The organism is Candidatus Nanosalina sp. VS9-1, assembly GCF_047555085.1.
Classification (GTDB): Archaea; Nanohalarchaeota; Nanosalinia; order Nanosalinales; family Nanosalinaceae; genus Nanosalina.
The window spans coordinates 136,014-161,507 of sequence record NZ_CP180230.1 but is presented as its reverse complement, the minus strand read 5'-3'; the positions used below and the strand labels follow the sequence as shown (position 1 = coordinate 161,507).

At 46.2% G+C, this 25,494-nt stretch carries 33 protein-coding genes and 2 tRNA genes; 10 read left to right on the top strand and 25 right to left on the bottom strand.

Translation table 11 applies throughout. From position 1 onward, the window contains the following. Positions 1–51 precede the first annotated feature (51 nt). Positions 52–543: a PH domain-containing protein gene (locus ACK3SF_RS00965; protein WP_414837955.1), complete on the top strand. Its 492-nt coding sequence runs from the start codon at positions 52–54 to the stop codon at positions 541–543. Positions 544–568: 25 nt separating this feature from the next. Here the strand turns inward: ACK3SF_RS00965 and ACK3SF_RS00960 are convergent, their stop codons facing one another. The 9 genes from ACK3SF_RS00960 to ACK3SF_RS00920 form a co-directional block, all read right to left on the bottom strand. After that, on the bottom strand, positions 569–916 hold the full coding sequence (locus tag ACK3SF_RS00960; RefSeq protein WP_414837954.1) for a hypothetical protein: 348 nt from the start codon (positions 914–916) through the stop codon (positions 569–571). Continuing rightward, positions 906–1,613, bottom strand: a complete 708-nt coding sequence (locus ACK3SF_RS00955; protein WP_414837953.1) for a citryl-CoA lyase — start codon at positions 1,611–1,613, stop codon at positions 906–908. The genes ACK3SF_RS00960 and ACK3SF_RS00955 overlap by 11 nt, the downstream gene beginning before the upstream one ends. 40 nt (positions 1,614–1,653) lie before the next feature. Continuing rightward, positions 1,654–2,712, bottom strand: a complete 1,059-nt coding sequence (locus tag ACK3SF_RS00950) for a hypothetical protein (protein ID WP_414837952.1) — start codon at positions 2,710–2,712, stop codon at positions 1,654–1,656. A 3-nt stretch (positions 2,713–2,715) separates the two neighbouring features. Then, complete coding sequence (locus ACK3SF_RS00945; protein WP_414837951.1) at positions 2,716–3,600, bottom strand: hypothetical protein; 885 nt, start codon at positions 3,598–3,600, stop codon at positions 2,716–2,718. Positions 3,601–3,680: 80 nt separating this feature from the next. After that, entirely contained in the window at positions 3,681–4,601 is a 921-nt protein-coding gene (locus ACK3SF_RS00940; RefSeq protein ID WP_414837950.1) for a hypothetical protein, read from the bottom strand. Between the two features lie 53 nt (positions 4,602–4,654). Next, positions 4,655–5,551 (bottom strand): succinate--CoA ligase subunit alpha, encoded by an 897-nt coding sequence (locus tag ACK3SF_RS00935; RefSeq protein WP_414837949.1) that lies wholly within the window; start codon positions 5,549–5,551, stop codon positions 4,655–4,657. Next, a complete protein-coding gene (locus ACK3SF_RS00930) occupies positions 5,552–6,202 on the bottom strand; it encodes an HAD family hydrolase (protein WP_414837948.1) in 651 nt (216 codons plus the stop codon). Beyond that, complete coding sequence (locus tag ACK3SF_RS00925; protein WP_414837947.1) at positions 6,199–7,332, bottom strand: ATP-grasp domain-containing protein; 1,134 nt, start codon at positions 7,330–7,332, stop codon at positions 6,199–6,201. The genes ACK3SF_RS00930 and ACK3SF_RS00925 overlap by 4 nt, the downstream gene beginning before the upstream one ends. Before the next feature lie 33 nt (positions 7,333–7,365). Next, positions 7,366–8,019: an HD domain-containing protein gene (locus ACK3SF_RS00920; protein WP_414837946.1), complete on the bottom strand. Its 654-nt coding sequence runs from the start codon at positions 8,017–8,019 to the stop codon at positions 7,366–7,368. 40 nt (positions 8,020–8,059) lie between these two features. Here ACK3SF_RS00920 and ACK3SF_RS00915 point away from each other — a divergent pair, with 40 nt between their 5' ends. Further along, positions 8,060–8,578, top strand: coding sequence for a cob(I)yrinic acid a,c-diamide adenosyltransferase (locus ACK3SF_RS00915; protein ID WP_414837945.1), 519 nt, complete (start codon positions 8,060–8,062; stop codon positions 8,576–8,578). On the opposite strand, the gene ACK3SF_RS00910 is transcribed toward ACK3SF_RS00915, so the two are convergent. The 6 genes from ACK3SF_RS00910 to ACK3SF_RS00885 all read right to left on the bottom strand — a co-directional run bounded on the left by ACK3SF_RS00910 (position 8,575) and on the right by ACK3SF_RS00885 (position 11,985). Then, positions 8,575–9,024: a hypothetical protein gene (locus ACK3SF_RS00910; RefSeq protein ID WP_414837944.1), complete on the bottom strand. Its 450-nt coding sequence runs from the start codon at positions 9,022–9,024 to the stop codon at positions 8,575–8,577. The genes ACK3SF_RS00915 and ACK3SF_RS00910 overlap by 4 nt on opposite strands. 27 nt (positions 9,025–9,051) lie before the next feature. Beyond that, positions 9,052–9,282, bottom strand: a complete 231-nt coding sequence (locus ACK3SF_RS00905) for a hypothetical protein (RefSeq protein WP_414837943.1) — start codon at positions 9,280–9,282, stop codon at positions 9,052–9,054. 133 nt (positions 9,283–9,415) lie between these two features. Continuing rightward, positions 9,416–10,018 (bottom strand): alpha/beta hydrolase, encoded by a 603-nt coding sequence (locus ACK3SF_RS00900; RefSeq protein ID WP_414837942.1) that lies wholly within the window; start codon positions 10,016–10,018, stop codon positions 9,416–9,418. Positions 10,019–10,024: 6 nt separating this feature from the next. Beyond that, positions 10,025–10,927 carry a VOC family protein gene (locus ACK3SF_RS00895; protein ID WP_414837941.1) on the bottom strand — a complete coding sequence of 301 codons (903 nt, stop codon included), beginning with the start codon at positions 10,925–10,927 and terminating at the stop codon, positions 10,025–10,027. A 54-nt stretch (positions 10,928–10,981) separates the two neighbouring features. After that, a complete protein-coding gene (locus ACK3SF_RS00890) occupies positions 10,982–11,728 on the bottom strand; it encodes a biotin/lipoate A/B protein ligase family protein (protein ID WP_414837940.1) in 747 nt (248 codons plus the stop codon). Continuing rightward, entirely contained in the window at positions 11,725–11,985 is a 261-nt protein-coding gene (locus ACK3SF_RS00885; protein WP_414837939.1) for a hypothetical protein, read from the bottom strand. The genes ACK3SF_RS00890 and ACK3SF_RS00885 overlap by 4 nt, the downstream gene beginning before the upstream one ends. A gap of 83 nt (positions 11,986–12,068) precedes the next feature. Here ACK3SF_RS00885 and ACK3SF_RS00880 point away from each other — a divergent pair, with 83 nt between their 5' ends. The 4 genes from ACK3SF_RS00880 to ACK3SF_RS00865 all read left to right on the top strand — a co-directional run bounded on the left by ACK3SF_RS00880 (position 12,069) and on the right by ACK3SF_RS00865 (position 15,334). After that, positions 12,069–12,824 (top strand): alpha/beta fold hydrolase, encoded by a 756-nt coding sequence (locus tag ACK3SF_RS00880; protein WP_414837938.1) that lies wholly within the window; start codon positions 12,069–12,071, stop codon positions 12,822–12,824. A gap of 155 nt (positions 12,825–12,979) precedes the next feature. Then, a tRNA-Leu gene (locus ACK3SF_RS00875) sits at positions 12,980–13,062 on the top strand. Positions 13,063–13,192: 130 nt separating this feature from the next. Beyond that, complete coding sequence (locus ACK3SF_RS00870) at positions 13,193–14,605, top strand: DUF5677 domain-containing protein (RefSeq protein WP_414837937.1); 1,413 nt, start codon at positions 13,193–13,195, stop codon at positions 14,603–14,605. A gap of 78 nt (positions 14,606–14,683) precedes the next feature. After that, positions 14,684–15,334: a DUF4382 domain-containing protein gene (locus ACK3SF_RS00865; protein ID WP_414837936.1), complete on the top strand. Its 651-nt coding sequence runs from the start codon at positions 14,684–14,686 to the stop codon at positions 15,332–15,334. A gap of 37 nt (positions 15,335–15,371) precedes the next feature. On the opposite strand, the gene mnhG is transcribed toward ACK3SF_RS00865, so the two are convergent. The 9 genes from mnhG to ACK3SF_RS00820 all read right to left on the bottom strand — a co-directional run bounded on the left by mnhG (position 15,372) and on the right by ACK3SF_RS00820 (position 22,038). Then, a complete protein-coding gene (gene mnhG, locus ACK3SF_RS00860) occupies positions 15,372–15,671 on the bottom strand; it encodes a monovalent cation/H(+) antiporter subunit G (protein ID WP_414837935.1) in 300 nt (99 codons plus the stop codon). Further along, the gene (locus ACK3SF_RS00855) at positions 15,668–15,808 is read right to left on the bottom strand and encodes an MrpF/PhaF family protein (RefSeq protein ID WP_414838363.1); all 141 of its coding nucleotides are present in this window, start codon (positions 15,806–15,808) and stop codon (positions 15,668–15,670) included. The genes mnhG and ACK3SF_RS00855 overlap by 4 nt, the downstream gene beginning before the upstream one ends. 130 nt (positions 15,809–15,938) lie before the next feature. Next, the gene (locus ACK3SF_RS00850; RefSeq protein WP_414837934.1) at positions 15,939–16,421 is read right to left on the bottom strand and encodes a Na+/H+ antiporter subunit E; all 483 of its coding nucleotides are present in this window, start codon (positions 16,419–16,421) and stop codon (positions 15,939–15,941) included. Continuing rightward, entirely contained in the window at positions 16,418–17,953 is a 1,536-nt protein-coding gene (locus tag ACK3SF_RS00845; RefSeq protein WP_414837933.1) for a complex I subunit 5 family protein, read from the bottom strand. The genes ACK3SF_RS00850 and ACK3SF_RS00845 overlap by 4 nt, the downstream gene beginning before the upstream one ends. Beyond that, positions 17,950–18,288, bottom strand: a complete 339-nt coding sequence (locus ACK3SF_RS00840; protein WP_414837932.1) for a sodium:proton antiporter — start codon at positions 18,286–18,288, stop codon at positions 17,950–17,952. The genes ACK3SF_RS00845 and ACK3SF_RS00840 overlap by 4 nt, the downstream gene beginning before the upstream one ends. Continuing rightward, entirely contained in the window at positions 18,285–18,725 is a 441-nt protein-coding gene (locus tag ACK3SF_RS00835; RefSeq protein WP_414837931.1) for an MnhB domain-containing protein, read from the bottom strand. Before ACK3SF_RS00835 ends, ACK3SF_RS00840 begins: the two co-directional genes overlap by 4 nt. Further along, positions 18,722–21,103 carry a hydrogen gas-evolving membrane-bound hydrogenase subunit E gene (mbhE, locus tag ACK3SF_RS00830; protein ID WP_414837930.1) on the bottom strand — a complete coding sequence of 794 codons (2,382 nt, stop codon included), beginning with the start codon at positions 21,101–21,103 and terminating at the stop codon, positions 18,722–18,724. Before mbhE ends, ACK3SF_RS00835 begins: the two co-directional genes overlap by 4 nt. A gap of 186 nt (positions 21,104–21,289) precedes the next feature. Then, the gene (locus tag ACK3SF_RS00825; RefSeq protein WP_414837929.1) at positions 21,290–21,517 is read right to left on the bottom strand and encodes a hypothetical protein; all 228 of its coding nucleotides are present in this window, start codon (positions 21,515–21,517) and stop codon (positions 21,290–21,292) included. Between the two features lie 83 nt (positions 21,518–21,600). Next, a complete protein-coding gene (locus ACK3SF_RS00820) occupies positions 21,601–22,038 on the bottom strand; it encodes a YbhB/YbcL family Raf kinase inhibitor-like protein (RefSeq protein WP_414837928.1) in 438 nt (145 codons plus the stop codon). A 252-nt stretch (positions 22,039–22,290) separates the two neighbouring features. Between ACK3SF_RS00820 and ACK3SF_RS00815 the strand changes: the two genes are divergently transcribed. After that, positions 22,291–22,668 (top strand): hypothetical protein, encoded by a 378-nt coding sequence (locus ACK3SF_RS00815; protein ID WP_414837927.1) that lies wholly within the window; start codon positions 22,291–22,293, stop codon positions 22,666–22,668. Between the two features lie 31 nt (positions 22,669–22,699). Here the strand turns inward: ACK3SF_RS00815 and ACK3SF_RS00810 are convergent, their stop codons facing one another. After that, a complete protein-coding gene (locus ACK3SF_RS00810) occupies positions 22,700–23,389 on the bottom strand; it encodes a hypothetical protein (RefSeq protein ID WP_414837926.1) in 690 nt (229 codons plus the stop codon). Between the two features lie 113 nt (positions 23,390–23,502). On the opposite strand from ACK3SF_RS00810, the gene ACK3SF_RS00805 reads away from it, so the two are divergent. The 3 genes from ACK3SF_RS00805 (at position 23,503) to ACK3SF_RS00795 (ending at position 25,376) form a co-directional block, all read left to right on the top strand. Then, a tRNA-His gene (locus ACK3SF_RS00805) sits at positions 23,503–23,576 on the top strand. 81 nt (positions 23,577–23,657) lie between these two features. Next, positions 23,658–24,878, top strand: coding sequence for a Glu/Leu/Phe/Val family dehydrogenase (locus tag ACK3SF_RS00800; protein WP_414837925.1), 1,221 nt, complete (start codon positions 23,658–23,660; stop codon positions 24,876–24,878). 33 nt (positions 24,879–24,911) lie between these two features. Next, positions 24,912–25,376 (top strand): hypothetical protein, encoded by a 465-nt coding sequence (locus tag ACK3SF_RS00795; RefSeq protein WP_414837924.1) that lies wholly within the window; start codon positions 24,912–24,914, stop codon positions 25,374–25,376. Positions 25,377–25,494 lie beyond the last annotated feature (118 nt).

Here is a 25,494-nt window from a genome sequence, read left to right as displayed (position 1 = left end):
AAAACTTAGTTGGAAAAAGTATTAAACCAGTTGAACAGCAAATTTCTGAACATGGAAGAGTTTGACTGGCTTTCACTTGACTCGGATGAAGAAATCCAGTGGAAGGGCCAGCCGCGTATCAAAAGCGTTATTCCGGCTGTGATTATAGGCCTTCCATTGTCAATCTTTGGAGTAGGCCTCTTGATTATAATCGGAGCCTATCTCAGCGTGAAGAACACGTACTACGTTGTGACATCTAACGGAGTTTACAGGAAGAAAGGCGTGCTTTCACGGGATGTACAGAAGATCGGCTTCGACAAGATACAGAACATTTCGTTCTCACAGGGCCTGTTCGGCAACTACTTTGGCTACGGAAACGTTGAGATCTCGACTGCAGGAGGTCAGGGAGTCGAGATGCGTTTCAGAAGTATCAGAGAGCCGAAGAAAGTTCAGGATCTTATCAACAAGAGGATAAAGACGGATAGTTCCGAAGGAGAGGCCTCAAGAGATGAAGTCCTTCAGGAGATCCTTCAGGAACTGAGGGAGATCAACAGCAAGCTCTGAAGGCTCCAAAAAATTCTTCTCTTTTTTATCGGAACATGCTTTCCTCTATTTTTCGGGCTTCTCTGTACACTTCCGTGCCCTCAGGTACTTCTCCTCTGTATGTTTTCGTACTGGCAGAGTGGATCTTATCTGTCTCTCCTATAGTGGGGTCATCCCAGTCCGGGCCGTCATGATACATTACTCTGACTTCGTAATTGAAATCTCCGTCCTCTCCGTAAACTTCCAGTCTTACACTGCAGTCCTCGACATCCTCCATGACATGGCCGTTTCCTGTTCTGGAGAGCATCCTGTCGACATCGTCTTCTGTAAGATCAATGTCGGAGAAATCCTGCTTCAGTACGCTGAATCCAAAGACAGGATCTTCACTGTTCACCGGTGTATTCACCGTCCTCTCTCCTGAAATCAGGCCTGTCCATCTCCTCTCTGACGTGCGCCACTAATCCTGGCGTCCTTGCGATTATGAAGAATCCTTTCCCAAGCTCAGGATCCCAGTCCATATCACTCATAACTGCTGCGATCCCGCCGTCGACGTTCATCACCAGTCTGACTTTTTCATCAGCAAAGGCCTCCTGAATATCTTTCATTTTCTCGACATACCTTCCTGAGAGGCCTAGACTATCTGCTTTCTCCAGTATCTTTTCTGTTCTCGGATCTTTTTCGCTGTATACTTTGTGTCCAAGGCCTGGAATCTTTTCTCCGCTTTCCAGATATTCTTCGACTATCTCTTCGGCTGATTTTTCACTCTGGAGAATCTTCATACCTTCTTCGATTGCTCCTCCGTGGCTGTCTCCTAATGCCATTATGCCAGCAGCTACTGAAGTATTCATGTCGTTTCCTCCGCTCTGAACTGTCCGTGCGGAGACTGTGGATGGATTTCCTACTCCGTGATCTATTGATCCTGAAAGTATCGCCTTGAATATTTCGGATTCCTCTTCAGTTGGCTTCTCTCCTTTCAGCAAAAGCCATATTGAATCGGAGAAATCCATATCCATTACTTTTTCCAGTTTCTCTCCGCGGATGACTGCGTCTTCTCCGCTTGAAGATATCTCTGTCTTCCAGTCGTTACTCATAGAGAATACTTCGTGGTCGAAAAGTAAAGAATTTTTCCCTTTAACTGTAACGCTCCTCCGACATCTGCCAGACCAGATCAAGGAAATGCTGCATGTACATCCTGTTCCTTTCTTTCTTGCCTTCAGAAGTTTCAGAGCCACGTACAGCTTCTCCGTACGGCATGTCACCTTCCTCCAGAGGCGTTGACTCTATATTCTCCAGGAACGGATCAAGAACCGGCGAATACCTTTCAAGTTCTCCATCCCAGTAGCCGTGGACGATTCTCTCTATATAGGCACCGTCCTCTCTGAACTCGTCGTCACCGGCCATCAAACGCATCTCCCGCTTCAGGGCCTCTCTTTCATCTATATCGTTACCCCAGCGATCCTCGTATTCTTCAACGCGTCTCGGAAGCTCTTCCTCAACAGTTTCCAGAGCTGCATCCCATACACTGTTAAGTCGCTGCCGGATCTTCAGAGGCTCCGACTCCCAGATCTTCTCAACATAGTTCTCTGCATTCCTGTCGCTGAAAACATCTTCAGTAGACAGAAAATCTTCGCCTTCCACAGTGAGGCCTCTGAAAACCTGATTGATCCAAGAACTGCTTTGCTTTCGTCCATCATGACTGTAGAACCCCAGCCATTTTTCCTCAGCTCCTTCAGAGGACTCAGTTCTGCCTGCAAGGCCTCTTAATTCCGGATCCTCGTAAGGAAAGATTTCGTATCCGTTCCTGTCAAGATGTTCCCATGCTATGAAAAGTGGAACTTCAGGAACACTCAGATCACCGTATCCTCTGTAATCGCTTTTTTTATGCTTCCTGACGTTTCTTCCGTCTCCAGGAACAAGCTCTATATCTTCCTGTAAATCTTCAAGCGAAATATCAGTATCTATATCTATCAGGTGATCTCCCGAGTCGTCTATAATATCCAGGCTATCGTTGATTCTGAAAAGGCCCAGCGATTTCCAGAAGAAATGCTTAGAGGCCTCTCCTGTAAGCATGTTCCAGTTCTCAACTGCTTCATTCAACGGCACAGGATCATTGTCTGCATTGACGGCTGCATAGGCTTTTTTCAGATAATCCTCTCTATTCTTCTGCCAGCTTAACTCAGTAGTATCCAATTTTTACACCTCGAGCTCCTTCAACGCTTCTCTAGTGGCTTTTTCACGTGAATCATAGAAATCGAAGTACTTGCTCTGCAGGCCTCTAAGCTCCTCCACAAGCTCAACGGCTCTGTCACGGGAACGGTAGACGTCGAATGCGTACTCACGTGGATCAAAATCGTTCACGTCCGAATCCGGATCAAAGCTCAATCTTTCATCAGTCAGAGGATACTCCAGAACGATCTCCGGCTCCCCTTCAGCGATAAGCCAGTAGGCAGAGGCCTGGAACTCGTCCTCTCTTGATCCAGAGTCCTTCATCTTGAGCTCTCTTACCTGATCCTGTTCTCCTGACAGCACCAGATCCATCCTTCCTGATAGGCCTCTCTGGAACACCGGTACTTCGGCCTCTATGGATGAAAAACCTGCAGTGTCCTGCTGCCAGTTTCTGCTCCTGTGTTCCGCCAGTTCCTGAAGCATATCTGAGACAGTTCTATCGCCGAAACTGTACTGAAGCAGCTCATCAGGCCTTAAATCATATTTTGTCTCCAGTTCATTGACTCTGTGCCTGAGTTCCGGTGTCGCCGATCCTGTTCCATCGATACTCCCCTCAAGTAATTCAATTATCTCCTGTTCAGAGGGATCGACTCCAAGATCACGGAAATCCTGCTCTCTGGCATACAGATTAACAGCTGCATCGTGTAAAAGGCCTTTCACGGCGTATTCTTCCGGGAACTTCCCGAAAAGTATCTCGGAGTTGCTTGAAACAGGTAAATCACCTTCATCCCTTACAGGCAGGCCTTTATCGACAACTGCCTGCTTCACGAAGTCAGTTCTACCCGATTCCATGCCTCTGAAAACCTGTTTAGCCATGGATACCGGGATATTGCCCTGAAAGTTCTCCGACATATTTTACGCCTCCAGAGATGTACAGGCCTCGAAATCTTTTATCACTAATCGTTAACTACTTTCCAGTTCAGAAGGATGGATCAGGATCTAGATGAGGCCTCGGGAAAGTTTTCTGCTATGACTTCCTCTGCTGCACGTCTAGCGTACTCCTTTTTCTCGCCGTGTACCGCAGCATCAAGAGCTTCAACGTACTCTCTATCCGAGTGCAGGTGAGGCCTCCCATATACTTCCTCAAGTTTATCGGCCTGTAAACGCCTTGTATCTTCAAGCAAGGCCTCAAGCTCCGATGCATCCGATGCAATATAGGCCAGCCAGTTCTCAGGCTCTACCTCGTATTGCTGTCCCTGCACAGGATACTCAAGTACTACTCTGTCGATTTCCAGATCCTCTCCGTGAGCAAGCAGAGCATAGGCCGATATCTTGTAGTCATCTACAGGGAAAATAGGCCGCTCATTTGTATAATGTGTCTTGACATCTCTTAATTCAGTAATTCCATCAAGACGACGTACAAGATCTGCTCTGCCAGTAAAACTGTTGTTTGAAAGTTCGTCTTCTATATGAAGTATTTCAAAGTCCTCCAGAGGCAGAGATTCTGCGTAGAAATCTGCTATACTGTTAAGAACATCATCGACTTTTCTTCCGTATATTTTTCCGCTTTTTACATGTTCCCGTGATATACCTGAGTCCTCAAAGTCTCTGAACTGTCTTCCCAGTCTTCCGGTCTCCTCTGTAATATTTGATTCAAGAATCTGTTTTATCTCAGAGGCCTGTATGTCTTCGGCCATCTCATCAGCTGCGCTGTACAGTTCAAGAGCTGAATCATGTATCAGGACTGCTTTGGCCTGATCTTGACTCATCCTGGAAAAATTTGGTGTCGGACTGTTTTCTCTGAAGCTTGAAGATGCGAGATTATGCGCCAGAAAATTTTTCAGATCGTCAAAGTTCTCTCTATCTCTGATCCATCTGTAATCAACCAGATTTGATACGCTGAACTGTTCCACTCTTCCTGTTTCCTCCTGAAACAGTTTTCAGGCCTCAAAAATTTTATCTCTTGTCACTTCAGAAGTTCTTCCAGTTTACTGCCGATTTCGTGGTGTACGTCCACTACATGGACTCCTGCTTCTCTCAGAATCTTCTGTTTGTAGGACGGCTTCTCCCTGTCGCCTCTGATGACTGCTCCGGCATGGCCGTACTGCTGTGTAGGCATATCTTCAGTGAACTCGCCTGTGATAAATGCCACTACCGGCATATCGAAGTCAGGATTCTCCTCCATGAACTCTGCGACCTGATTCTCGTATGTTCCTCCAAGTTCGCCGAACATGACGACAGCATCTGTCTGATCGTCTTCCTCAAACATCTGGAGGGCCTCAACGAAAGTTGTTCCTGCGATCTTGTCTCCTCCGATATCCATAGCTGTGGATATTCCGAATCCGGCGTTCTGGACGACTTGAGCTGTCTCAGTCGTCATGCCTCCAGACTTGGAAATAATCCCCACACGGCCTTCTTCATAGGCCTCTTCGGCTTTGTTTCCTCCTATAGGGCCTATCTTGGCCTTTCCCGGGCTTATGACTCCTACGCTTGTAGGTCCGACAAGAGTAGCGTCTTCCTGTTCCAGCCTGTCAAGTACTTCCCACATATCTCTTGTAGGGATTCTTTCAGTTGTGACATTGATCTTCTTTACACCGGAGTCCAGGGCCTCGAGTATAGCGTCTTTAGCTGCGAAATGAGGAACATATATGAGTGAAGTATTGATCTCCGGATGCTCCTCTACAGCCTCCCGGACGGTGTCATAGACGGGAACTCCTTCAACTTCCTGGCCTCCTTTGCCGGGTGTCACACCTGCAACGACATCGGTGCCGTAATCTATCATGTGTGGTGTCTTTTCGCTTGCCGCTCTGCCTGTAATCCCTTGAATTAGTAGTTTAGTGTCTTCATCTGCGAATATGCTCATCTATTTTTCCACCTCTCTGATCGTAGCCTCAAGCTCCTGGAAATCAAGTTCATTTATGGCATGTCCTTCATACGTTGAGTTCACGTTGTCGAACTGTGTGGTCCAGATAAACTCCATACCTGCGTCAACTGCGCCAGAATCCCTTTCTGCATCATTGCCGATGTAAACGAACTCTGAGGCCTCCTCATCACGTTTCTCGATAAAGGCCTTGAATATCTCGGGATCCGGCTTCTCCACTCCGACTTCATCCGATACAACGATAGTATCATACTCGACTCCATGCTTGTTCAGCAGATTTTCCATCAGTTCCTTTGCCTTCAAAGTGTTATCGCTGACTATACCTATAGTTCCGAACTCTCTGTTACATTTAGCGAAGAAATCGAACACATCGTTCTCCAGCATCAGATCCTCAAAGGCCTCTATGTATCTTTCACGGCAGTCATTTGCCAGTTTCTCGGCATCTCCTTCAATTCCGTACTTCTCCAGATACCGACTTATCTGCTCCGGATCATACATCATGAACTTGTCCGGATCAAAACTGTGGACAGGCCTGTGATTCCTCTGACGCAACTCGTCCTCGATTATGTGTGCAGCAAACTTTCTCGAAGGTACAAGAGTATCTCCTATATCAAAAACAGGGATCAAACTCATCGACTATCCACCATCTCCATTAAGTCTCTAGCCGACTCAGTCATAGCTTTATCGTTTCTGAACAGCTTCATATCCAGATCAAGTTCATCCCTGACCTCTCTCAGCTTCTCGAACGCCTCATCCGCATGTGGACCATCCCTCCTGATTACTATAGGATAATCCGGCTTCTCCTCTCTCAAGGCCTGTATGAAACCATCCATAGTTCTTTCAACATCCGTATTGTTCGCCGTTCCACCGACATGCCACAGGCCTCTGAGGCTTGGCTTTGACATTATCACTTTTGAAAGCCTGTAGACTTTCTCTGTCGGCGGATTCCCTCCGTACTCGGTATAATTCGCTGGCTTGCCGCCGTACTCTATCAATGCATCCATATTCGTTAGTGAAGCTCCTCCTCCAGCCAGCATCATGCCGATTTCTCCATCCATTTCAGTGTACTTTCCAGCAACTCCTCTGTGATCATCTTCATCGATCTTCTGGGCCTTTAACTCTCTTTCAGTTTTCTCCTGGCCTTCAGCACCTCTCTCAGGGAAGTCCCTGTCGTGTCTGTAGGCTGCATCGTCCTCCAGATCCATCATGGCATCCAGAACGACGTAACCGTCCTCAGTCTTCGCCAGAGGATTCACTTCGAGCAAACGGGCATCCTCTTCAAGGAAGGCGTGGAAAAGACTCTGAAGAACCATCGCAAGCCTGACTATCTCCTTTCCTTCAAATCCCTGATCCTTTAGGAAACGCCTGAAACGGAACTGAGAATCATCCTTCAAAGAAAGCTTCGAGGCCTCACGATCCTCTATACCTGTTCCCCCTTCCGGAGAGAATATCAGGACAGGATTCCTTGTATCTGTATCGTACATGAATGAAACATAGTACTCATCAGTGAAGTCTACTTTCTCCTCCACTAGAACATTTTTTATCTCCTCAGAGTCAAGACGGCCTCCTATCATCTCCTGCTTCTCTGCCTCGGCCTCTGTACGCCCTTTAGCAAATTTTATTCCTCCTTTATCCTTCCTGCTGTTGGAGAATACCTGAGCCTTCACGACGTACTGTTTACCGTCTTCTTCCAGGCCTTTGCCGGGCGTTTCCAGGCCGTGCTCTTCAAGTATTTTTTTCGCTTCGTGTTCGTAAAGTTTCACGTATTGATACCTCTGTTCTCTGAATTTAAAATTCTAGATGTCTTCACCGAAATGTTCTTCCTCGATCCTCTGCATTGTCTCCTGAAAATCCTTCATTCTTTTCCGGGCGATCCTCTTCGAGCAGTCAAAGTTCAGTTCCTGCATCTTCTTGATCCTTCTCTCAGTTCCTTCGCTCCAGAAATACTCAAAAGTATCTTCAAGAGGCCTCTCATTGTCAGATGCATAATGGATCATCCGCCAGATATTCAACGGGCCGAAAATACCCAGTGTGTCCGCATCCTGCAAAATCCTTGTTTCAACTCTTTCCGGCTCCGAGTGATGATTCCCGATAATCTCCTTGACTTCCGCTAACTGTTCCTCCGTCAGAAATTCTTCAACGTATTCGTCGACGATTTCCTCTCCTGTCTCATCGTGGCCTTCATGGGCCTCGATAGGATCAAGAAAACCATCCTCGATATCCTCTTTCCTGCCGATATCGTGGAAAAGCGCTGCAACTTCTAGAACTTTCTGATCAAAATCCAGTTCCCTGATCTCAGGCCTCTCGATAAGTTTCACGACGTATCTATGAGCTCTGACAAGGTGATGGAAACGATAGTTTTTCCCTCCAGCCATCTCGTAGTAATCCAAGAACTCTTCCCTCAAACGATTTTTAAGCTCATCAAGCTCCGATTCTTTCAGGCCTGCCATAAGCTAATTAAGACTGGCAACGATTTTATTTACTGGGCAAATGGTATACACAGGCAGAGGAGACAGAGGCCGGACAGATCTAAGTTCCGGCGAAAGAGTATCGAAAAGCAGCGAAAGAATCGAGGCCTACGGAACAGTCGACGAACTGAACTCTTTGACAGGCCTCTGCCGCAGCTACACAGAGGAGAAAGAAGATGAACTGGAGGAAATTCAGAACGAGCTGCATATTCTCCAGGCCGAACTTGCGAACAGGGATCCCGACGTTAAAGTTTCACAGGAAAATATCGACAGACTGGAAGATCTCTGCGACAGGTACCAGGACAAATGCCCGCCTCTAAGAAAATTTATACTGGCAGGAGGATGCAAAAGTGCGTCTCATCTCCATCAGGCCCGAAGCGTCGCCCGGAGAGCAGAAAGGAAAATAGTGAGGCTTGACGAAAGAGAAGAACTCCGTGAAGAAGTCCTGGCATACATAAATCGTTTGAGCGATCTTTTCTTCCTCATGGCACGTCACGAAAACTTTCTCAACGATGTAGATGAGAAAAATCCGAAGTACTAGACTTCAGGCCTGTCGTAAAGTATGCCGTAGTCCGGAGATACAATCATCCTGTTGTATACCGGAGGATCATTCCACGAGGCCTGGTAGCTGATACCACCGTCGTCGAGAACATTTTCTACAGTTTCTCTAGCCTGATGTGTGAACTCTTCTTCATCAAGAGGATTGTACTGTGAGGCCATAGTTCCTCCAGCAAGAACCTCGTACGGCTCCGAGAGCTGATCGAGTTCATCGACAAACTCCTGTACCTGGCTTTCAAGCTCTTCGTTTCCGACGGTAGAGGCGTGCAAAAGATAGCCTGTACCGGTCTTCGGATCATGAACCGCCAGGCCTAGACACGTCCCAAGACAGTCCACACCAAGAGTCTCCGAATCCGAAGACAGGTATTCATCTTTAGCAACCTCCTGCCAGTCAAGTTCAGCCAGGAAATTATCGACAACGCCGGACATGAAATATTTTTACGGAAGAAAAATTTTTCAGTAAGTATCCGGCTCACTGTAGGAAGGCTCGAGAGAGGCCTCTCTGACTATTTCATCTTCTTCGCCGTCAAGTAACGCGTTCAGCAGTTTATCGTGATTCCTGTGTGCTTCAAGCTGATCTTTCACAGGCTGTGCAAAGTACAGAAATTCTTCGTCGCCTTCGCCGTGTGCACCTATCGCCTTGTAGTTTTCTCCGTCGTAACGTGTCTCTGAATCTATTATTATCATGTGAAAAACACCTCAGAAAAAGGCCTGGGAAAAATTCGATATGTAGATTCAGGCCCTGCTTCCGTACAAGTCTTTGACGGCGAAAATATTTAACCGGATTACCTGTACAGTAATAAACCCTGGAAAAAATTTTTTACCCAGAGATTATCTCCGAGGCCTTCTCGATCTCGTACTCGACTATTCCGTGGTGTGAGCCCTCCATGATGTATTTTTCCACTTCAGCTCCAAGCTGCTGGAAAACTTCCTCTGTCTCGTTGACCCTTTCCAGCGGGATATGCGGATCGTTGTCGCTGCATCCTATGAAAACTTTCGTCCCCTGCATGTCGCCTTCAAAACTTTCAACTTTATCTCCTATCAGGCCTCCGCTGAAAAGTATCACACCTCCGAATCTTCCGGGATTAGACGCAGCGTACTCTGATGCGAGACATGCTCCCTGCGAGAATCCGAGTAGGAAAACATTTTCCCGTCCTACTTTCTCAGAGGCCTCTTCTACAAGTTCATCGATCTTCTTCAGTGCGGAGTCGAGATGCGGCTGATTTTTCTCCCTCTTTTCCAGAAAACTTCTCGGATACCACTCCCTTTTCGAGGCCTGCGGTGCCATGTAGTAGGCCTCTGGAAGTTTTTCGGAAAGGTTGAGGATGCTCTGTGCAGTGGCTCCTCTCCCGTGTATCATTATCACAGCTTTTCCGGATTCCATAGTTCCTTTCTCGATTACAGGCCTGTCTGAGTGTACCAAAGTTTTTCACCTGTCGAACTCCGGTAGAGAGTTTTCTATCTCCCTTCTCCTGCCTTCAAGTTCGTCGGGAAGCACAAGATTTTCTCCAAGCTCTTCAAGTTCCTCATCAGCCGTGTATCCAGGCCCCATCGTCGCGAACTCGTACAGCACTCCGGAAGGCTCCCTGAAGTATAACGATTTGAAGTATCTTCTGTCAGTCACCGGCGAAGGCATCATGCCCATGTTCTGCAGTTCCTCTCTCCAGGCCTCCTGCATCTCCTCGTCTTCAACTTTGAAAGCGATGTGATGGACGGATCCACGCCCCATCTTTCCACGTTGATTGCTTTCGACAAGGTGTACACCGGAGCCGTCGCTGGCACGGAAGAAACTGTCTCCGACTTTCTCAAGATCCATCAACTCCAGCAGCTGTCTTGAAAGATCGTGCTGAGAGGCCTCAATTTTTACCTGTTTCATGCCTCTTATCTGTTTGTCCTCCGGCACTGTGCTTTCGCTCCACGGCGTGAAATCTCCGTCGTTGCCCGGTATCAATCTGAGGTCAAGGCCGTCAGGATCTTCAAAAGTTAAAGTTTCCAGGCCTCTCAAATTTTCGACTCCGTAAGTTACATCGTTTTCATGTAGACGGTTTTTCCAGTAACTCAGCGAGTTTTCCGGGATTCTGAGGCCTAGTTCCGTCACCTGGCCTGTTCCTGGCTGTCCCTGGTTGTCCGCCATCATCGGGAAGAATGTTACGCTGGATCCCGGTGTTCCCTCTGCATCTCCGTAGAATAAATGGTACAGTTCCGGTGCGTCGTGGTTAACGGTTTTTTTCACCATCCGCATGCCCAGTACATCGATGTAGAAATCAGCGTTTTTACCGGGTTCTCCGCAGATGATTGTGATGTGGTGAAGTCCTTTTACCTTCGGTCTCATACATTGGAAAGATGTAAATGAGTGTTAAATGATAACCGGAAACCAGAGTATAACCTAGAGTTTCCTGTTCCAATCACTGGAGCAAAACTTTTCCTCAGCCAGTTTCTCCGCCCTGCTTAACTCATCCTCCGAAAGGCCTCCTTCCTCGTACTCTTTCCCTTCGACAAACTTCTCAATAATCTTCTCGATAACTTCCTCCCTTGAACTATCGATGTGATCTGTGATACGTGATACACGTTTCTCGGCAGATTTCACTGCTTTATCTGAAACCTTCTCCTTTCCAATCCTGAGTACACGGAGCATCTCCTCCGTATCAAGATCATAACTCATCGTAGTATGATGCAGCACAGAATCATTCTTCCTCAACTGCGCAGCACCCCCAAGCTTGCCGTCCTCATGTTCAATATCGTTCAGAGGCCTGTAACTCGCCTCCACACCAAGATCCTGTAAGGCCTCTACAGCAAAATTATCCAGCTCCCTGTAACTCTGTTCAACATCTTCAGGAACCTGATCCTTTGGAATATATATCGAGTACGTTATGACGTTTCCCGGCTCCGCGAACATCGCTCCTCCGCCAGTGATACGTCTCACAACCTCTATGCCGTTTTCCTCTGCGTAATCGACTTCGACTTCGTCTTCAAAGCTCTGGAAACGTCCGAACGGTACAGAAGGATTTTTCCGGTACCAGAAACGAAGCGTAGGCCTCATCTCGCCTTTTTCCATCTTATCCGCGAGAACTTCATCGATAGCATGATGCATAGCCTCGCTGTACTCTCCTTCATTGATTATACGCCATTTCATACTTCGTCACCTCTTCCCATGGCCTGTAAAACAGTATCTGCAATATCCTCACGGGAGAAACCGATCAGATCAGCTCTGACAGACTGCATAGCAGAGACAAGCTCCTGACGTGAAGCATCAGATGAGACACCCTCAAGAGCAGACTCCAGGGCCTCAAGCGCCTTCGGCGGCTCCAGGAAAAAATCACCTCTGATCTCCACGTCTTCCAGAACATCCGAGTAATCAAGTTCGACATTCACAAGCTTGCCGTCAGGCACCTTCCGCGAGGCCTCTCCATGCATAACTGAGGTATTCGAGTTCCCTACGTAAATAATATACGGCCTGATCCAAATCTGGAACTATGAGGCCTGTAACTGAGAGAATTGACTACAGTTTCAGAGAAGGAGAAGGAAGGCCTATCGTATTCATCCACGGCTGGCTTGGATCCAAGGATTTCTGGAAACTTCTGATGCCGTACCTTGAAACAGAAAGGCCTGTACTCACGTACAATCAGAGATGTCACAGCAAGTCCACAGAAGAGGATTTTACAGTAAAAGATATGGCAGAAGATCTGGATGAGCTGCTTGAAGCACTCGATATAGTTGATCCTATTCTTGTAGGCCATTCTATGGGAGGCATGACAGCACTGAAATACGCAACTCTCTACGAAAACTTTTCAGGCCTTGTACTGCTTGGAACATGCGCGGATACACCGGATCCGGAGAACAGATCAGTCAGCTACTTCCTGGAACAGTTCGAGGAAATCCCCCGGAGAGAATGGGCAGAAAAGATCGCCGACAACTACATACAGGGAAGAAACGACAAGATCAGAGACATGACTGTAAAAGAACTTATGAAAGCAGATAAGAGGCCTGTAAAAGCTGGGCTTGAGGCGATGATGAGCTACGATGTACGAAAAGATCTTGAAGAAGTTGATACACAGGCCCTGGTCATCGCCGGGGAGAAAGACGGCGCTATAACAATGGAAAAATCAAAGAATCTTGCAGATCTCCTCGACTGCCGGCTTGAAACAGTTGATACAACACATCAGATGCTGCCTGAAAGGCCTGAAGAAATCGCCGGACTGATCGACAACTTCTGCACACAGCTACAGTAATCAAATACAAAAGAAGAAAAATTTCAGGCCTCCTTTCAGACTCCATTGCATACCAGTTAAAAAAATAGCCAACAGAATCCTTCAATACAGAGAAAGTAGAGGCCTACTCGAGAAAAGTTACACACAGGCCTCCCAATACACAGAGTTTTTATTTCGCGAGGGTAGCCAAGTGGTCAAAGGCGCAGCGTTGAGGGCGCTGTCCTGTAGAGGTTCCGGGGTTCGAATCCTCGCCCTCGCAAATTCCTCAAAATCTAAGCAAACTAGAGGATGGAGGTGATTCTCACTGCGAACTTTTTGTGAAACACCTCCTGGGAGGACAGATCTTCACCTGAAAAGGTGCCATGTAACTCACGGAGGCACAGAAGAGAGTGAGTGAAGAGGCCCTCAGGCCTCGCCTCCCTTTATTGCCAAAAAATGAAAGTTTTCTCCTAGATATTTCTATTATGGAAGAAAGAGACGAGTGGTTCTATAATGCACTGGAAGAATCTCTAGAAGAAGCAGGCAGAGATTTAACACAGGAAGAAATTAATGAACTCGCAGAAGACACTGCCGAAGAGCTTTCTGAAGATTTGAAAGAAAATATACTGGATCTCAATGAAGAATTAGAGCAGCACAAATCAGAAATGGCAGACTTTCGAGATCAGCTTAAAGATCACTGGGGAACGCCTTTAGACCTTCTACAAAACTTCATTCTCTGCTCAAGAGATATAGGGAACGGAATTAACATGGATAACAGATTAGAGGCGGCTGAGGAGCAAGATTACAAGTTTGAGGCTCTCGTTCAGATTCACGCAAGAGGAGTACAAGTTGCATCTGAAATATTAGCTTTGTTAGAGGCCGGCTATGCCGATGGCTCAATGGCTAGATGGAGAACACTTCATGAATTATCCTGTAACGCAAATGTAATCGCAGATAATGGACAGAATACAGCTCAGAGGTATTTAGAACAGTCAATAATCTTGGATTTCTATCTAGCAGAGAAATATAGAGAATACCAAGACGAACTAGATTTTGAACCTATAGACAGTGAAACATGGCAAGATCTCAAAGAGCAGAAAGAGATGATATCTGATAAATTTGAAGATATCGACGGTTATAGAGGTACTGAATGGGCCAAGAATGCGCTTGAAGAAGGCCATGTATCTATCAAGAACTTGGAAGAATCTGCAGGACTAGAGATGTATGAGCCCTTTAGGAAGCTTGGGAATCATACCGTTCACGCCGATTCTAGAGGAACAATGAACAAATTAGGGATGATAAATTTGCCTGACGCTCCTGAAAGGCCTAGCATACTAGCAGGACCTTCTAATGGGGGACTTGATAGGCCCGGCCAACTTACAGCAATTGCGCTTCAGCAGATAAATCTCGCTTTGGTCGAATCCTTTCCCACTGCGACAGACTCTATTACATTACGAGCTATGGACTTAATAGTCGATGACATCTGCGAAGAATTCTCATCAAAGGCTGAAAAACTCGCTGAAAAGGAAAGAGAATCGTTAGAAGAGTGGTCTAACATGGACATAGCTGAAATTGCCGAAGAATATGTAGGCCTAGAGGAAATTTTAACAGATGAATTTTTCCAAGAACTCACAGCGTGGCAGGGACGAACCGACTTCCTAGAATCTATGCCTGAACATGAGAAGATAGAAACTATTGAACTGGATAACTCTTCTAATCTCGATACTCAGATAGCCTCCGAATCCGAATTTAAATCGCTATATGATCTAGTAGATAGAGCTTTTGAGAAGTGGGCAAAAGAATCGCTAGAAGATATGAAATAATAGAAGCAACTAAGTTTTATTCCGAGTTTGGAAGAATCTATCACAAATGTTATACATTTAGAGGCCTTTAGTTAGTTTATGAGAAGAGAATTTATTCTTGCGTTATTTGCCGCTTTAGTAGCGGTTTCAGGCTGTACTTCGACGAGTACCGGCGATTCCGGCCAGTTTGAGCTGCTTATTTCGGATCAACAGGCAGCTATCGGGGATTTTGACTACCTGAACGTTGAGTTTTCGCATGCAAATGTTTTCGCTGTGAATGAAAGTAATGAGAGCAGTGAGGATGTTCAGAGGATTTCTCTGGAGAATACTTCTGCTGTGGACTTGACTCAGGTGCAGGATATCTCGGCCGAGTCCCTGATCAATACCAGTCTTCCTGTAGGGAACTACAGCAAGATCGAGCTTTACTCTGAGAGGATCAATGCTTCTGTCGATGGAGAAAATGTGGATGTTAAGATCCCGCCAGGGAAGTTGATGATCACGAAATCTTTCGAGATAAGGCCTAACTCGACTACAAGTTTTGTCTTTGATATACAGGTAGTTCTCAGAGGCAACGAGCAGAACAATCAGGGCTACATCTTGAGGCCTGTGATCTCCGAGTCAGGAGTTGCAGGAGAAGACGTTGAAGTCGAAAGAAAGAGAACAGAAAACAGAGATCGAGGCCAGGGAATGAATCAGACAGGACAGCCTCAGACACCTTCCAGTCCATCAGAACAGGCCCAAAGGCCTTAATTTTTTATTTTTCTTGAATAACTATATCCAGTTTCTATTATACGAAATCGTTGAGCGAGGCCTCTTTATCTCTGTTTTCATCCACATAAGTTGCTCTTGCGATCATATGTGCTCCTGTCGGTGCTGTGAGGAACAGGAAGAATAGTGCCAGGAGAGCTGAGAGATATACGCCGTCAGGATAGAAGTCTATGGCTGCTGCAAGCACCATGAATCCTACGCCTAGTGTTGTGGCTTCTGACGTGGCGTGCATTCTTTCCAGTGCATCTGAAAGTTTGAGAAGGCCCAGTGTGCCTACGCCTAGGAAGAAAAGGCCTAGCAGGATCAGTGCATCGATCATTTGATCAGATCACCTTCCCTGAGGTATATTGAGGTAGCTACTGTCGCAATGAATCCTGTAATTGCCAGCATCAGACTTACATTGATGAATACAGGCCTCTGGGTGTATATTGCGTATAGGACTCCAAGTGCGACTATGTTTGTGCTTATTGCATCCAGTGCTACTACTCTGTCTGCTGTTTCCGGGCCTTTTATGGCTCTGTAGCTGCATAGGAGCGTGAGTACAGCTGAGATAGACAGTGCAATCTCTGTGATTAAAATAATTTTTTCACCCGAATATTCTTTTCAGAAGATTTTCAAGGCCTCTAATGTCTTTTTTCGTTTGTTCTGTACAGTTGCCGTTGAGACAGTGGATAACGAGTTTGTTTTCCTCTTCTATATGATCGACTACCAGTGTGCCCGGTGTGAGCGTTATCGAGTCGGCAAGCATCGCTACAGCTGTTGGATGCTCCAGGCCTGTACTGTACTCTATTATCTCAGGATTTACAGATTTTGAAGGCCTCAGAAGTCTCTGGGCTACGTCTATATTTGATATTATCAGCGATTCAACGAATATTCCACAGTATTCGATGAGATAAGGCAGTTTTTCCAGTCTATGCATGCTCATGTCTCCAGGATAAAATCTTCTGAAGGCGAAAGATACCGGAAGTCCGAAGAACAGGCCCTGTACAAAAGTAGGTAGATCAGGAGATCCCGTCACGAATATCCATGTAAAGGCAAGCGTTGTCCCGTATATCAAGTATTTTCTCATAATCCATCACCTAGCACTGTTTCGATGTATGCTTGAGAGTTCAGGCCTGATTCCGCAGCCTGTTCAACAAGCTGATACACAACTTCAAAGTGTATACCCATTACGAGTATTAGGACCGCTAAAATTATAACTGAGAATACCTCCTTCCTCGAGGCCTCTTTTATATCAGTTTCAACCGGCTCGCCGAAGAAAGCCTTTAGCCACACCTTTGAAAAATATAGTAACGTTGTAACAGCTCCGGCGAACAGAACAGATACCAGGAAGATGTTTCCATGTATTAGAGCTGCCTCAAATACCTTGAATTTGGCGAAAAATCCTAGCAAAGGAGGTATACCGACTAGTGAGAAAGCCGAAATGAAGAAAGCTGCTGAAAGCGTGAAAGATGATTCACTGAGGCCTCCTAGATCCTCAAGATTCGACGTATCTGTTATCTTCTCTACGATACCAGAGATCATAAACAACGTTGGCTTTCCAAGCCCATGGCCCAAAATATAGATCAGAGACGCCATCAGCGGCGTTAATTCTCCTGTTATCATCGTTATACTGATAGGGATGTATATGAAGCCTACCTGCCCTACGCTCGAATACGAAAGCAGTTTATCAAGACTTTCCCTGTTGAGAGCGCCAAGGCCTCCAATTATCACTGTTGCAGAAGCCATTACAGCCACAAGGTAGCCTATTACAGTGTTTACTGGCTGGCCAGAGAATACGAGTGCTGTTTCCGGCAAGTTAGCTGAGGAGAATACCGTGAGATATAGTCTTATTACAGCGTAGATGCCGACTTTTTTGCTTATTCCCGCCATAAGCGCCGAGGCAGGAGGAGGAGAGTTAGAGTATACTGGTGGCGCCCAGAAATGGAACGGTACGAGGCCTGATTTCATGGCGAACACGCAGAAAAGTATGATCGATAGGCCTAGTACAGGCACCATGTTTACAGAGCCTTCAGAGAGTATTAGTGCCATGTCTGCCATGTTAAGAGTGCCTGTTACGGAGTAGAGGCCTCCTATAGCTACAAGCATCAGTGAGCTGCCGATAAGGTTGAGTACAACGTATTTCATGGATATGAATAGCGATTCTTTACTTCCCGAGTATGCTACAAGCGCGTAGCTGCTCATGAGGACTAGTTCAAACATTACGAAAAGGTTGAAGAGGTCTCCTGTGATGAATGCTCCGCTCATTCCTGTTACCATGAAATGCAGGAAGGCGTAGTAGCCGCTTTCCTTTCCTCTGTCGTTGATGTATCCCCAGGAGTACAGATTTGCCGCAAAGGCTACTGTGGCAGTTAGAAGTAGCATCAGGATCGATAGTTGATCTGCGACAAGTGTTATTCCATAGGGTGCTGGCCATCCTCCGGCTTGATAAGATATTGGTCCTTCCGAGAGGATTCTGGAGGCTAGCAGTCCTGTAGCTATGAGGTATCCTGCGCTTCCCGCTATGCTGAGATAATCTCTGAACCTTGTTTTCCTGAATAGTATTGATAGTACGGCTGTGGCAAGAGGAACGATCAGTGGAAGGACTATTAACTGGTTCATAAGAGTTCACCTCGCAGAGAGTCAAGATCGACTTCTTCATTTTCCTCGTAGAACCTGTAAGTCAGACTGAGGAGGAATGCTGTCGTTGCAAAACCTATAACAATAGCTGTAAGAACCAGTGCCTGTGGGACAGGATCAGTAACGTGGTGCGACCCTCCACCATGACTCAATATAGGCACACCTCCTTCTCCACCACCCATCGTCATCAGATAGATATTGGCAGCCTGACTGATAATCAAAGAGCCTAGTACAACCCTCACAGCATCTCTACGCAGCATCAGATAAGTTCCTGCTGCAAAAAGCAATCCGAGAGCTGTAGCCACCACAAGACTCATTCCTCACCAAGCACCTCCACTATAGCAAGCAATGAGCCAAATACTGCCATGAAAACACCTAGATCGAAAAGCATGGCAGTCGTCCAGTGGAATTCTCCGAAAAAAGGCAGATGGATGATGCCTTTCCTGTGGCTAAGAAAGCTGAGACCTAGGGAAGTAGACAGAAGGCCTGTACCTGCCGCCAGAGCTATACCAGCATCCGATACAGGTATATACTCCTCCACGAAATGTACTTCCTCATTATCTTTGCCTACAAGTTGTTTAACGCCTTCAAAATCGAAGACTATGTATATAAGCGCTACAGCGGCTGCTGCCATAACTCCTGCGATAAATCCTCCTCCCGGAAGATTATGACCCTGAAGGAAAAAATTAAGCGAAACCAGCAACATTAGCGGTATTACTGCCTTCATGACCTGTCTAACTATCACCGTACTCATTTTTCTTCACCTCGCATGCGGAAAAGCATCAGTATGGCTATTCCCGCCATAACTATAACTGATATTTCTCCCATTGTGTCAAGGCCTCTGAAATCTACAAGTATAACATTCACAACATTTGTACCTCCTGAACCAGGCAGAGCGTTTTCTATAAAGTATTTTGCAAGTTTTTCAGGAGTCTTTATACTAGTGGAGTAGAGTACGCTGGCGAATATAAGGAGGCCTGCTGAAGCAGAGATCAAAAGATCTCTGTACTTTCTTGAGAAAGATACTTTCTTGGTGTAGTCCGGAATCTTGTTGAGGACAAGCAGGAATATTATGAGCGACAGGCTTTCGACAACGAGTTGTGTCATGACGAGATCAGGTGCATCCATCAACAGGTAGAATATTGAGACCATGAAGCCCAGTATTGAAAGAGTTAGAACAGATGAAATGTATGTATCCGAACGTAGAACTGCATAGACCGCTGCAACAGAAGTTGCCAGTGCTATGGCGACAGGCAGTTCTGCTGAAAGAGTTATATTTGGTAGAGCTCCTGCGATTGCGAAACCTGCAAGGCCTGAAGCGGAGGCCACTACAAGAACCCAGATAATGTAAGTCCTTAAGAGGCCTGTCTCAACATTTTCGACTACGAAGTCACTAGCTTTTTCCGAGATCTCCAGGCCTTTGAAGTAGTAAAAGTTAGGCGTCAGAATAGATATTTCCCTGATTTTTCTGATTTTTTGCTTGATGGAATCTGTTTTTCTGTAGGCCAGCAGGCCTGTACAGATAGTTACGATGCTCATTGCGAATGCCGGTGTGATATGTGGGATCACGTGTACACTCATGCCGTGGACTTCTGTAGCAACGCTGTGAAGCGCCGGATACACCATGGCATCTATGAATCTGTTAGGGAAAAATCCTACAATTACAGAGATTAAAGCAAGTAAACCTGGCGGAAGCAACATCAGGAGCGGAATAGAATGTTGTTCAACTGTTTTCTCTCCGTAGAAAACCGATACAAATCTTATAGAGTACAGGAATGTGAAAACACCCCCCAGAATAGCTATAACAGGTAAAATCCAGAAGATTCCTCCTGTGTGGCTTGCTGCGTGATATGCTGATTCGAAAAGTAATTCTTTTGAGTAGAATCCGTTGAGAAGTGGGAGGCCTGCCATTGATAGGCCTGAGACTGTCGCAATTATACTCAGTACAGGCCATTCTTTTCTGAGGCCTGACAGCTCTTTGATCTTCTGTGTGCCTGTTTCATGCAGTATTATGCCTGCTACCATGAAAAGAGAGGCCTTGAAAAGCGCGTGATTGAATATATGAAAAGTTGCTGTTTCTCCGCCAAGTACACTGGAAAAGCCGAAGCCTGCGACTATCAATCCCAAGTGGCTTGCTGTGGAATACGCCAGCAACTCCTTCAGTTCTCTTGCTGATACAGCTAAAACTGCGGCAAAAGTCATTGTAAGGAGGCCTAGAGTGATGAACAACATGTTCCAGGCCTCGCTGTTCATCAGTACAGGCCTGAAACGTCCGATAAGGAATACTCCGGCTTTCACCATCGTGGCGGAGTGTAGGAACGCTGAGACAGGTGTAGGCGCCTGCATCGCATCAGGCAGCCAGATATGAAGCGGCACCTGTGCAGATTTCGCTGCTGCGCCGATCCCGATAAGCAAAAGTACAGGAACGTAAAGGCCCTGGGCAGAAAGTGTCTGTACGACACCTCCCATAGTCAGGATTTCAGAGATGCTGAAAGTTCCCAGGCTGTTCCCCAGGATTATGAATCCTAAAAGAAGCAGGAGGCCTGATCCAACAGTTATCAGCAGGGATTTCTTGGAGGCCTCTATCGCTGAGTCAAGTCTCTGACTGTGGCTTATCAGGAGGAAAGAACAGATGCTAGTGAACTCCCAGAACATGAAAAGCATGATCAGATTGGAGGAGAAAACAAGTCCGATCATAGAGCCCATGAAAGCCGTTAAAACAGTATAATATTTTCTCTTTCTGTCTTCACAACTCATATATGCTTTCGAGTACAGGAATACGAGCACTCCTATCCCGCTGGCAAGTGTTGCGATCAGAAGAGAGAGGCCGTCAATGTAAAACTCCAGAGAAATTCCAAGCGAAGGAATCCAGGAGTAATAAACAACAGTCTGAACTCCGAACAGCGATAAAATTGATAAAAAAGAAATCAGGCCTGAGAAAGCACCTATGTAAGCAGAGTAATCCTTCATACGCTTGTAAAATACAGCCAGAATCAAAGATGCTGCAAAAGGAGAAAAAACAGCTAAAAGAACCAGATAGGACGGATCTAGTTGCTTCAGTACCTTGAAACCTGCAAGGGATGTCACCAGTGCTGTGAAAAATGCTGCAAGTATTTCTAGTCGCTGTTTCATTTCTGTACCTGATAAATGACCAAACGTGTAAAATATATAAACCGTCTGACAGCGGACACTGGAGCCGTTTAAAATAGTTTAGGTATATGGGAACGTCTGGATCCGTGTTTCATGTACATATTGTAGAACAAATTCTTCCTGGAGATCGATCATCTCAGCAAGAAGCTACCAAAAAATCTTGGAGGCCTAGATGCCGATCGAGGACTTTATTCGGGATGCTATCTCTTTTTCAGATAGGCTGCTTAATCCCAGAAGGTATGGGATGAATACTATAACGTATAGATAGCTTGGAAAGATTATTAGGCCTGTAAAGATTCCTGTGAGCGATGCCGTAGCTGCTGAAAGGATGGCAGCGTAGATATTTGCTTTGATAAGCGATGCTACAAGTTTCTTTGAGGCTTCGTCTGATCCCACCGAATTGTGTAATCCAGTAAAAATTTTAAATCGAGGCCTTGGAGTCTAGGCTTTTCCAGGATCATTTACTTTTTCTGTACTGTTCAGGGGAATATTCCTTCCAGCACTGCTTCATCGATTACTTTTCCATCCATTGCCTCATTTAGATCTTCGTATGAGGCCTCTTGTTCTAGTTCAAGTTCTTCTTCAAGTGCGTACAGATGGAATGCGACGTTGTGAGGTCCGTCAGGAGGATTAGGGCCGTTGTAGCCTGTTTTTCTGAAGTCTGTTGTTCCTTCGAGGCCTGGTGACTGTCCTTCCTCTATTTTTTCTGTGTCTGCAGGGATGTTCCAGAGTGTCCAGTGGATCCATGTCTTTCCCGCCATTTTCTGTGCGTCAGGATCCTTGAATACGAGTGCCAGGGCCTCGGCTTCATCCGGCACATCTTCGATCAAGAGTTCCGGATTAACGTTTTTTCCCATGTACCCGTGTCTCTCCGGGATTTCCTCTCCTTCTTCAAAGCTTGTGCTTGTTAGTTTCATGAAAAATCTTTTTCTCCGGGAAGCTTAAACAGGTCACGAAAATTTTACAGGGTAAAAGTAAGCGGTATCAGTGGGTGTTCGTTGTCATCAAAGGCCTGTTCAGCCATCAGTCGATGTCTGTACCTCATCATCTACCGGCTCTACTCTGAAAAGTAGAATACTCTAGTTATTATTGAAGGCCTGAAAAGTTAAAAACTCCTTTTCCAAGATTTCAGGGAAATTTTTTATCCTAGCACCTCTACAGGTTGTACCATGAGACTGGAGCTATCTCTTCTGCTTGTAGCCGTACTTGTATCAACAGGATGTACCTCCGATACCGGGAGCTACGGGAACGATACGGTAATCAATTATGAAGACGGAGTTTCAGTGGAGAGAGTGGAGAACATTCATACCGCGCTTGAAGAGAGTGGCTTCCAGAAAATCGACGCCAATCTCACGAAGGAAAACAGCACAAGATATACTATAGGCCTCAGAACAGGTATTGAGGAAAAGGAGATAGGCCTCAACGATCAGTACCGTTTCCAGCAGGCAGCTACAGTGATTGACTACTACGCATTCAACAGGTCAGAAGTATTCCAGTTGAACGGCTACAACACACAGGGCCAGTTAATCAGCCAGTTCACACAGTAAAAAAGAAAAAAGTAAATATTCAGAAAAAATTCTATCCAAAGATACTGCTGAGCATCTCGGAAACGAAGTTAGGTCTTGGAGCATCTGCAGGTCTCTCCGATTCGATCTCTGTATCGGAGCCGTTTCCTTCAACTTCTACCTCAGTCTCTGTCACTCCGTCCTCAGTTTCCTGCTCGATCTCGACATCAGTACCGTTTCTCGAAGTCTCTACATCGACTTCTTCATCGTCCTCATCTCTGGCTTCCTCTGCTCTATCAGAGGCCTCTTCCGGAAGATCATCGCTTTCATCACGTTCGTCGAGCTCTCTTTCAAGCTCCCTGTTCTCTTCCTGAAGTTCTCTGACTTCCTCTCTCAAGTCTGAGACAGTTTCACGCAGATCCTCGATCACTTCCATGGCCTCTTCCATGTTCTCCGGAGTCTCTACAGATTCATTCTCATCAGACTCGTCTTCTTCAAGTTCAGAATCGTCAGAACTGTCATCCGTCTCATTTCTGTCTTCGGATTCCTCACGTTCATCTTCAGAATCATCATCGTCGCTTTCCGAATCGTCAGAATCATCCTCTGACTCATCTTCCTCTTCTTCAGGGTCCAGGTCTTCATCCGGTTCCTCGAAGTCGTCAGAGTCAGCTGGATCAGCAGAATCCTGCGCAACGGCAGGTACCGCAGCCACCATCATCAAGACAGCAGCTAAGGCCAGAATCTTGCCTGTAAAATTCTTCATAGTACCTGAAAATTACTGATTTCTACTTAAATCATACACGGTAAAAGCCCTGGGAAAAATAGTTCACTAATTAAAAACTTCCCAGTCAATTCCTAATTCAAAGAGGGCGTATGGTGGAGGTAGGTTAGCTGGTCTATACTCCGACCTTGTGGCGGTCGGGACGCGGGTTCGAATCCCGCCCTCCGCCCTGATAATAATTTTTTCTAGCTTATCTGATTACAGGCCTGTAACTGTTACTAACTAAAGGCCTCGAGTTCAATTCGTGTGTATGACTGAACTTGAAGATGCACGTGAAAACTTGAAGGATGCACTTGAGAAAATCGGTGAAGAAGATTTCTTTGAACGTCTGAAGAATCCACAGAGATTTGTGGAAGTGAATTTTCCTGTAGAGATGGATGATGGGGAGAAAAAGATGTTCAAAGGATTTCGTAGCCAGCACAACACAAGCAGAGGCCCTGGAAAAGGAGGCATCAGATTTTCAGAGGATGTGAACGAGGATGAAGTTAAGGCCTTGAGTCTCTGGATGTCTCTTAAGTGTGCGATCGCCGATATTCCGTACGGCGGTGCGAAAGGAGGAGTTGTAGTCGATCCTTCAGATCTTTCTGAAAGTGAGGAGGAAAGATTATCCCGTAATTACATTGATTCTATTGCGGAGATTATCGGGGAGAACCGTGATGTTCCGGCTCCTGATATGAATACCGGCGGGAAGCATATGTCCTGGATGATGGATGAGTACAGCGAGGATAATCGAGAACTGATTCCCGGTGTTATCACAGGGAAGCCTGTAGAGGCCTTTGGCTCGAAAGGACGTGCTGATGCGACAGGCTTCGGAGCCGTATACGTTATAGAACAGATTATCGAGGATGAAGGCCTCGAAGCAGAGGATTTGACGGCTGCTGTTCAGGGATTCGGGAACGCTGCGGCTCCTGCTGTCAAGAGGCTTGAGGAGATAGGCGTGGACGTAGTGGCTGTCTCAGATGCTTCTGGTGCGACTTACGACAGTGAAGGCCTCTCGTACAGCGAGCTTGTGGATTGTAAGTCACGTCGGGGAGAGATCTGTAACACAGGAGAAGAGATCAGCAACGAGGAGCTTCTGGAGCTTGAAGTTGATTTTTTGATCCCTGCTGCTATCGGGGGCGTGATCAATGAGGACAACGCAGAAAATATCTCTGCTGATTATGTCGTTGAGATCGCTAACGGGCCTACTACAAGAGAGGCCGACGAGATTCTCGAGGAACGGGACGTGACTGTGATTCCTGATGTACTGGCGAACTCCGGAGGAGTCACCGTCTCGTATTATGAATGGGTGCAGAATCGTAGCGGCGAGTACTGGGATGAGGAGAAAGTCCTGGAAAAACTGAAGGAGAATAGCCAGGGAGCGTACAGAGAGTTCCGGGATCTGAGAGACAGTGAAGGCCTGTATGGACGTGATGCGGCTTACATGATCGGCGCCGAGAAGATCGTGAAGGCGATGAAGGCCCGGGGATAACTGTTTAATCATTCACTTTTTCTCTTTCTTTCCGTGATAGAGGACTTATCTGAGATAGCTGTAGATAGGGCCGAACAACTGATGTACGGAGCTGCAGGCTTTGGAATGGGATTTTCATCCACGTACATAGAGAAGAACAGGGCGCAGAAAGCAGGCAGAGAGCCTTTCCCGGAAGGCCCGGATAAGGAATGGTACGAAACTGTTCTTGAAGACGATCCTATGTACGACGATGACATGCACGACGACAATTTTCTGGAAAAGGCCTACTTCGAGAACTTTGATACGATAAAAAGGAATTATGACGAGTTGAAGGCCGCAGCTATCATGACTCTTATAGCGGATGGAGTCGAAACTTTCCTGATCGATGGAGAGTTTTTCGGCGTCGATCAGTATCCTGAAGCTGGTGCAGGCCTCTATCTTGGGATAAAGACTGGTAAAAAGCTTCCAACGCCGAAGGACATCTCAGAGATGTATAGAGGCCTTGTATCAGACTCATGAGTCGGAGAAAGGTTTTGATGTCCAGGCCTACTTTAGGTATATAAAGTTTTGAGGTCCGATTCTAGGATGCGGAGTTCGGATGGTTCTTATCTGGACTCTGTTTGGTTCCCGCTTCAAA

Coding starts and splice junctions, on each gene's coding strand:
- ACK3SF_RS00890 (WP_414837940.1), bottom strand. CDS start 11,728: ATGAAATGGCGTATAATCAATGAAGGAGAGTACAGCGAGGCTATGCAT.
- ACK3SF_RS00945 (WP_414837951.1), bottom strand. CDS start 3,600: ATGTCGGAGAACTTTCAGGGCAATATCCCGGTATCCATGGCTAAACAG.
- ACK3SF_RS00800 (WP_414837925.1), top strand. CDS start 23,658: ATGACTGAACTTGAAGATGCACGTGAAAACTTGAAGGATGCACTTGAG.
- ACK3SF_RS00920 (WP_414837946.1), bottom strand. CDS start 8,019: ATGGCAGGCCTGAAAGAATCGGAGCTTGATGAGCTTAAAAATCGTTTG.
- ACK3SF_RS00880 (WP_414837938.1), top strand. CDS start 12,069: ATGAGGCCTGTAACTGAGAGAATTGACTACAGTTTCAGAGAAGGAGAA.
- ACK3SF_RS00850 (WP_414837934.1), bottom strand. CDS start 16,421: ATGAGAAAATACTTGATATACGGGACAACGCTTGCCTTTACATGGATA.
- ACK3SF_RS00965 (WP_414837955.1), top strand. CDS start 52: ATGGAAGAGTTTGACTGGCTTTCACTTGACTCGGATGAAGAAATCCAG.
- ACK3SF_RS00905 (WP_414837943.1), bottom strand. CDS start 9,282: ATGATAATAATAGATTCAGAGACACGTTACGACGGAGAAAACTACAAG.
- ACK3SF_RS00810 (WP_414837926.1), bottom strand. CDS start 23,389: ATGAAGAATTTTACAGGCAAGATTCTGGCCTTAGCTGCTGTCTTGATG.
- ACK3SF_RS00935 (WP_414837949.1), bottom strand. CDS start 5,551: ATGAGCATATTCGCAGATGAAGACACTAAACTACTAATTCAAGGGATT.
- ACK3SF_RS00955 (WP_414837953.1), bottom strand. CDS start 1,613: ATGAGTAACGACTGGAAGACAGAGATATCTTCAAGCGGAGAAGACGCA.
- ACK3SF_RS00915 (WP_414837945.1), top strand. CDS start 8,060: ATGGTATACACAGGCAGAGGAGACAGAGGCCGGACAGATCTAAGTTCC.
- ACK3SF_RS00865 (WP_414837936.1), top strand. CDS start 14,684: ATGAGAAGAGAATTTATTCTTGCGTTATTTGCCGCTTTAGTAGCGGTT.
- ACK3SF_RS00835 (WP_414837931.1), bottom strand. CDS start 18,725: ATGAGTACGGTGATAGTTAGACAGGTCATGAAGGCAGTAATACCGCTA.
- ACK3SF_RS00930 (WP_414837948.1), bottom strand. CDS start 6,202: ATGAGTTTGATCCCTGTTTTTGATATAGGAGATACTCTTGTACCTTCG.
- ACK3SF_RS00840 (WP_414837932.1), bottom strand. CDS start 18,288: ATGAGTCTTGTGGTGGCTACAGCTCTCGGATTGCTTTTTGCAGCAGGA.
- ACK3SF_RS00820 (WP_414837928.1), bottom strand. CDS start 22,038: ATGAAACTAACAAGCACAAGCTTTGAAGAAGGAGAGGAAATCCCGGAG.
- ACK3SF_RS00895 (WP_414837941.1), bottom strand. CDS start 10,927: ATGAGACCGAAGGTAAAAGGACTTCACCACATCACAATCATCTGCGGA.
- ACK3SF_RS00845 (WP_414837933.1), bottom strand. CDS start 17,953: ATGAACCAGTTAATAGTCCTTCCACTGATCGTTCCTCTTGCCACAGCC.
- ACK3SF_RS00815 (WP_414837927.1), top strand. CDS start 22,291: ATGAGACTGGAGCTATCTCTTCTGCTTGTAGCCGTACTTGTATCAACA.
- mnhG (WP_414837935.1), bottom strand. CDS start 15,671: ATGATCGATGCACTGATCCTGCTAGGCCTTTTCTTCCTAGGCGTAGGC.
- mbhE (WP_414837930.1), bottom strand. CDS start 21,103: ATGAAACAGCGACTAGAAATACTTGCAGCATTTTTCACAGCACTGGTG.
- ACK3SF_RS00910 (WP_414837944.1), bottom strand. CDS start 9,024: ATGTCCGGCGTTGTCGATAATTTCCTGGCTGAACTTGACTGGCAGGAG.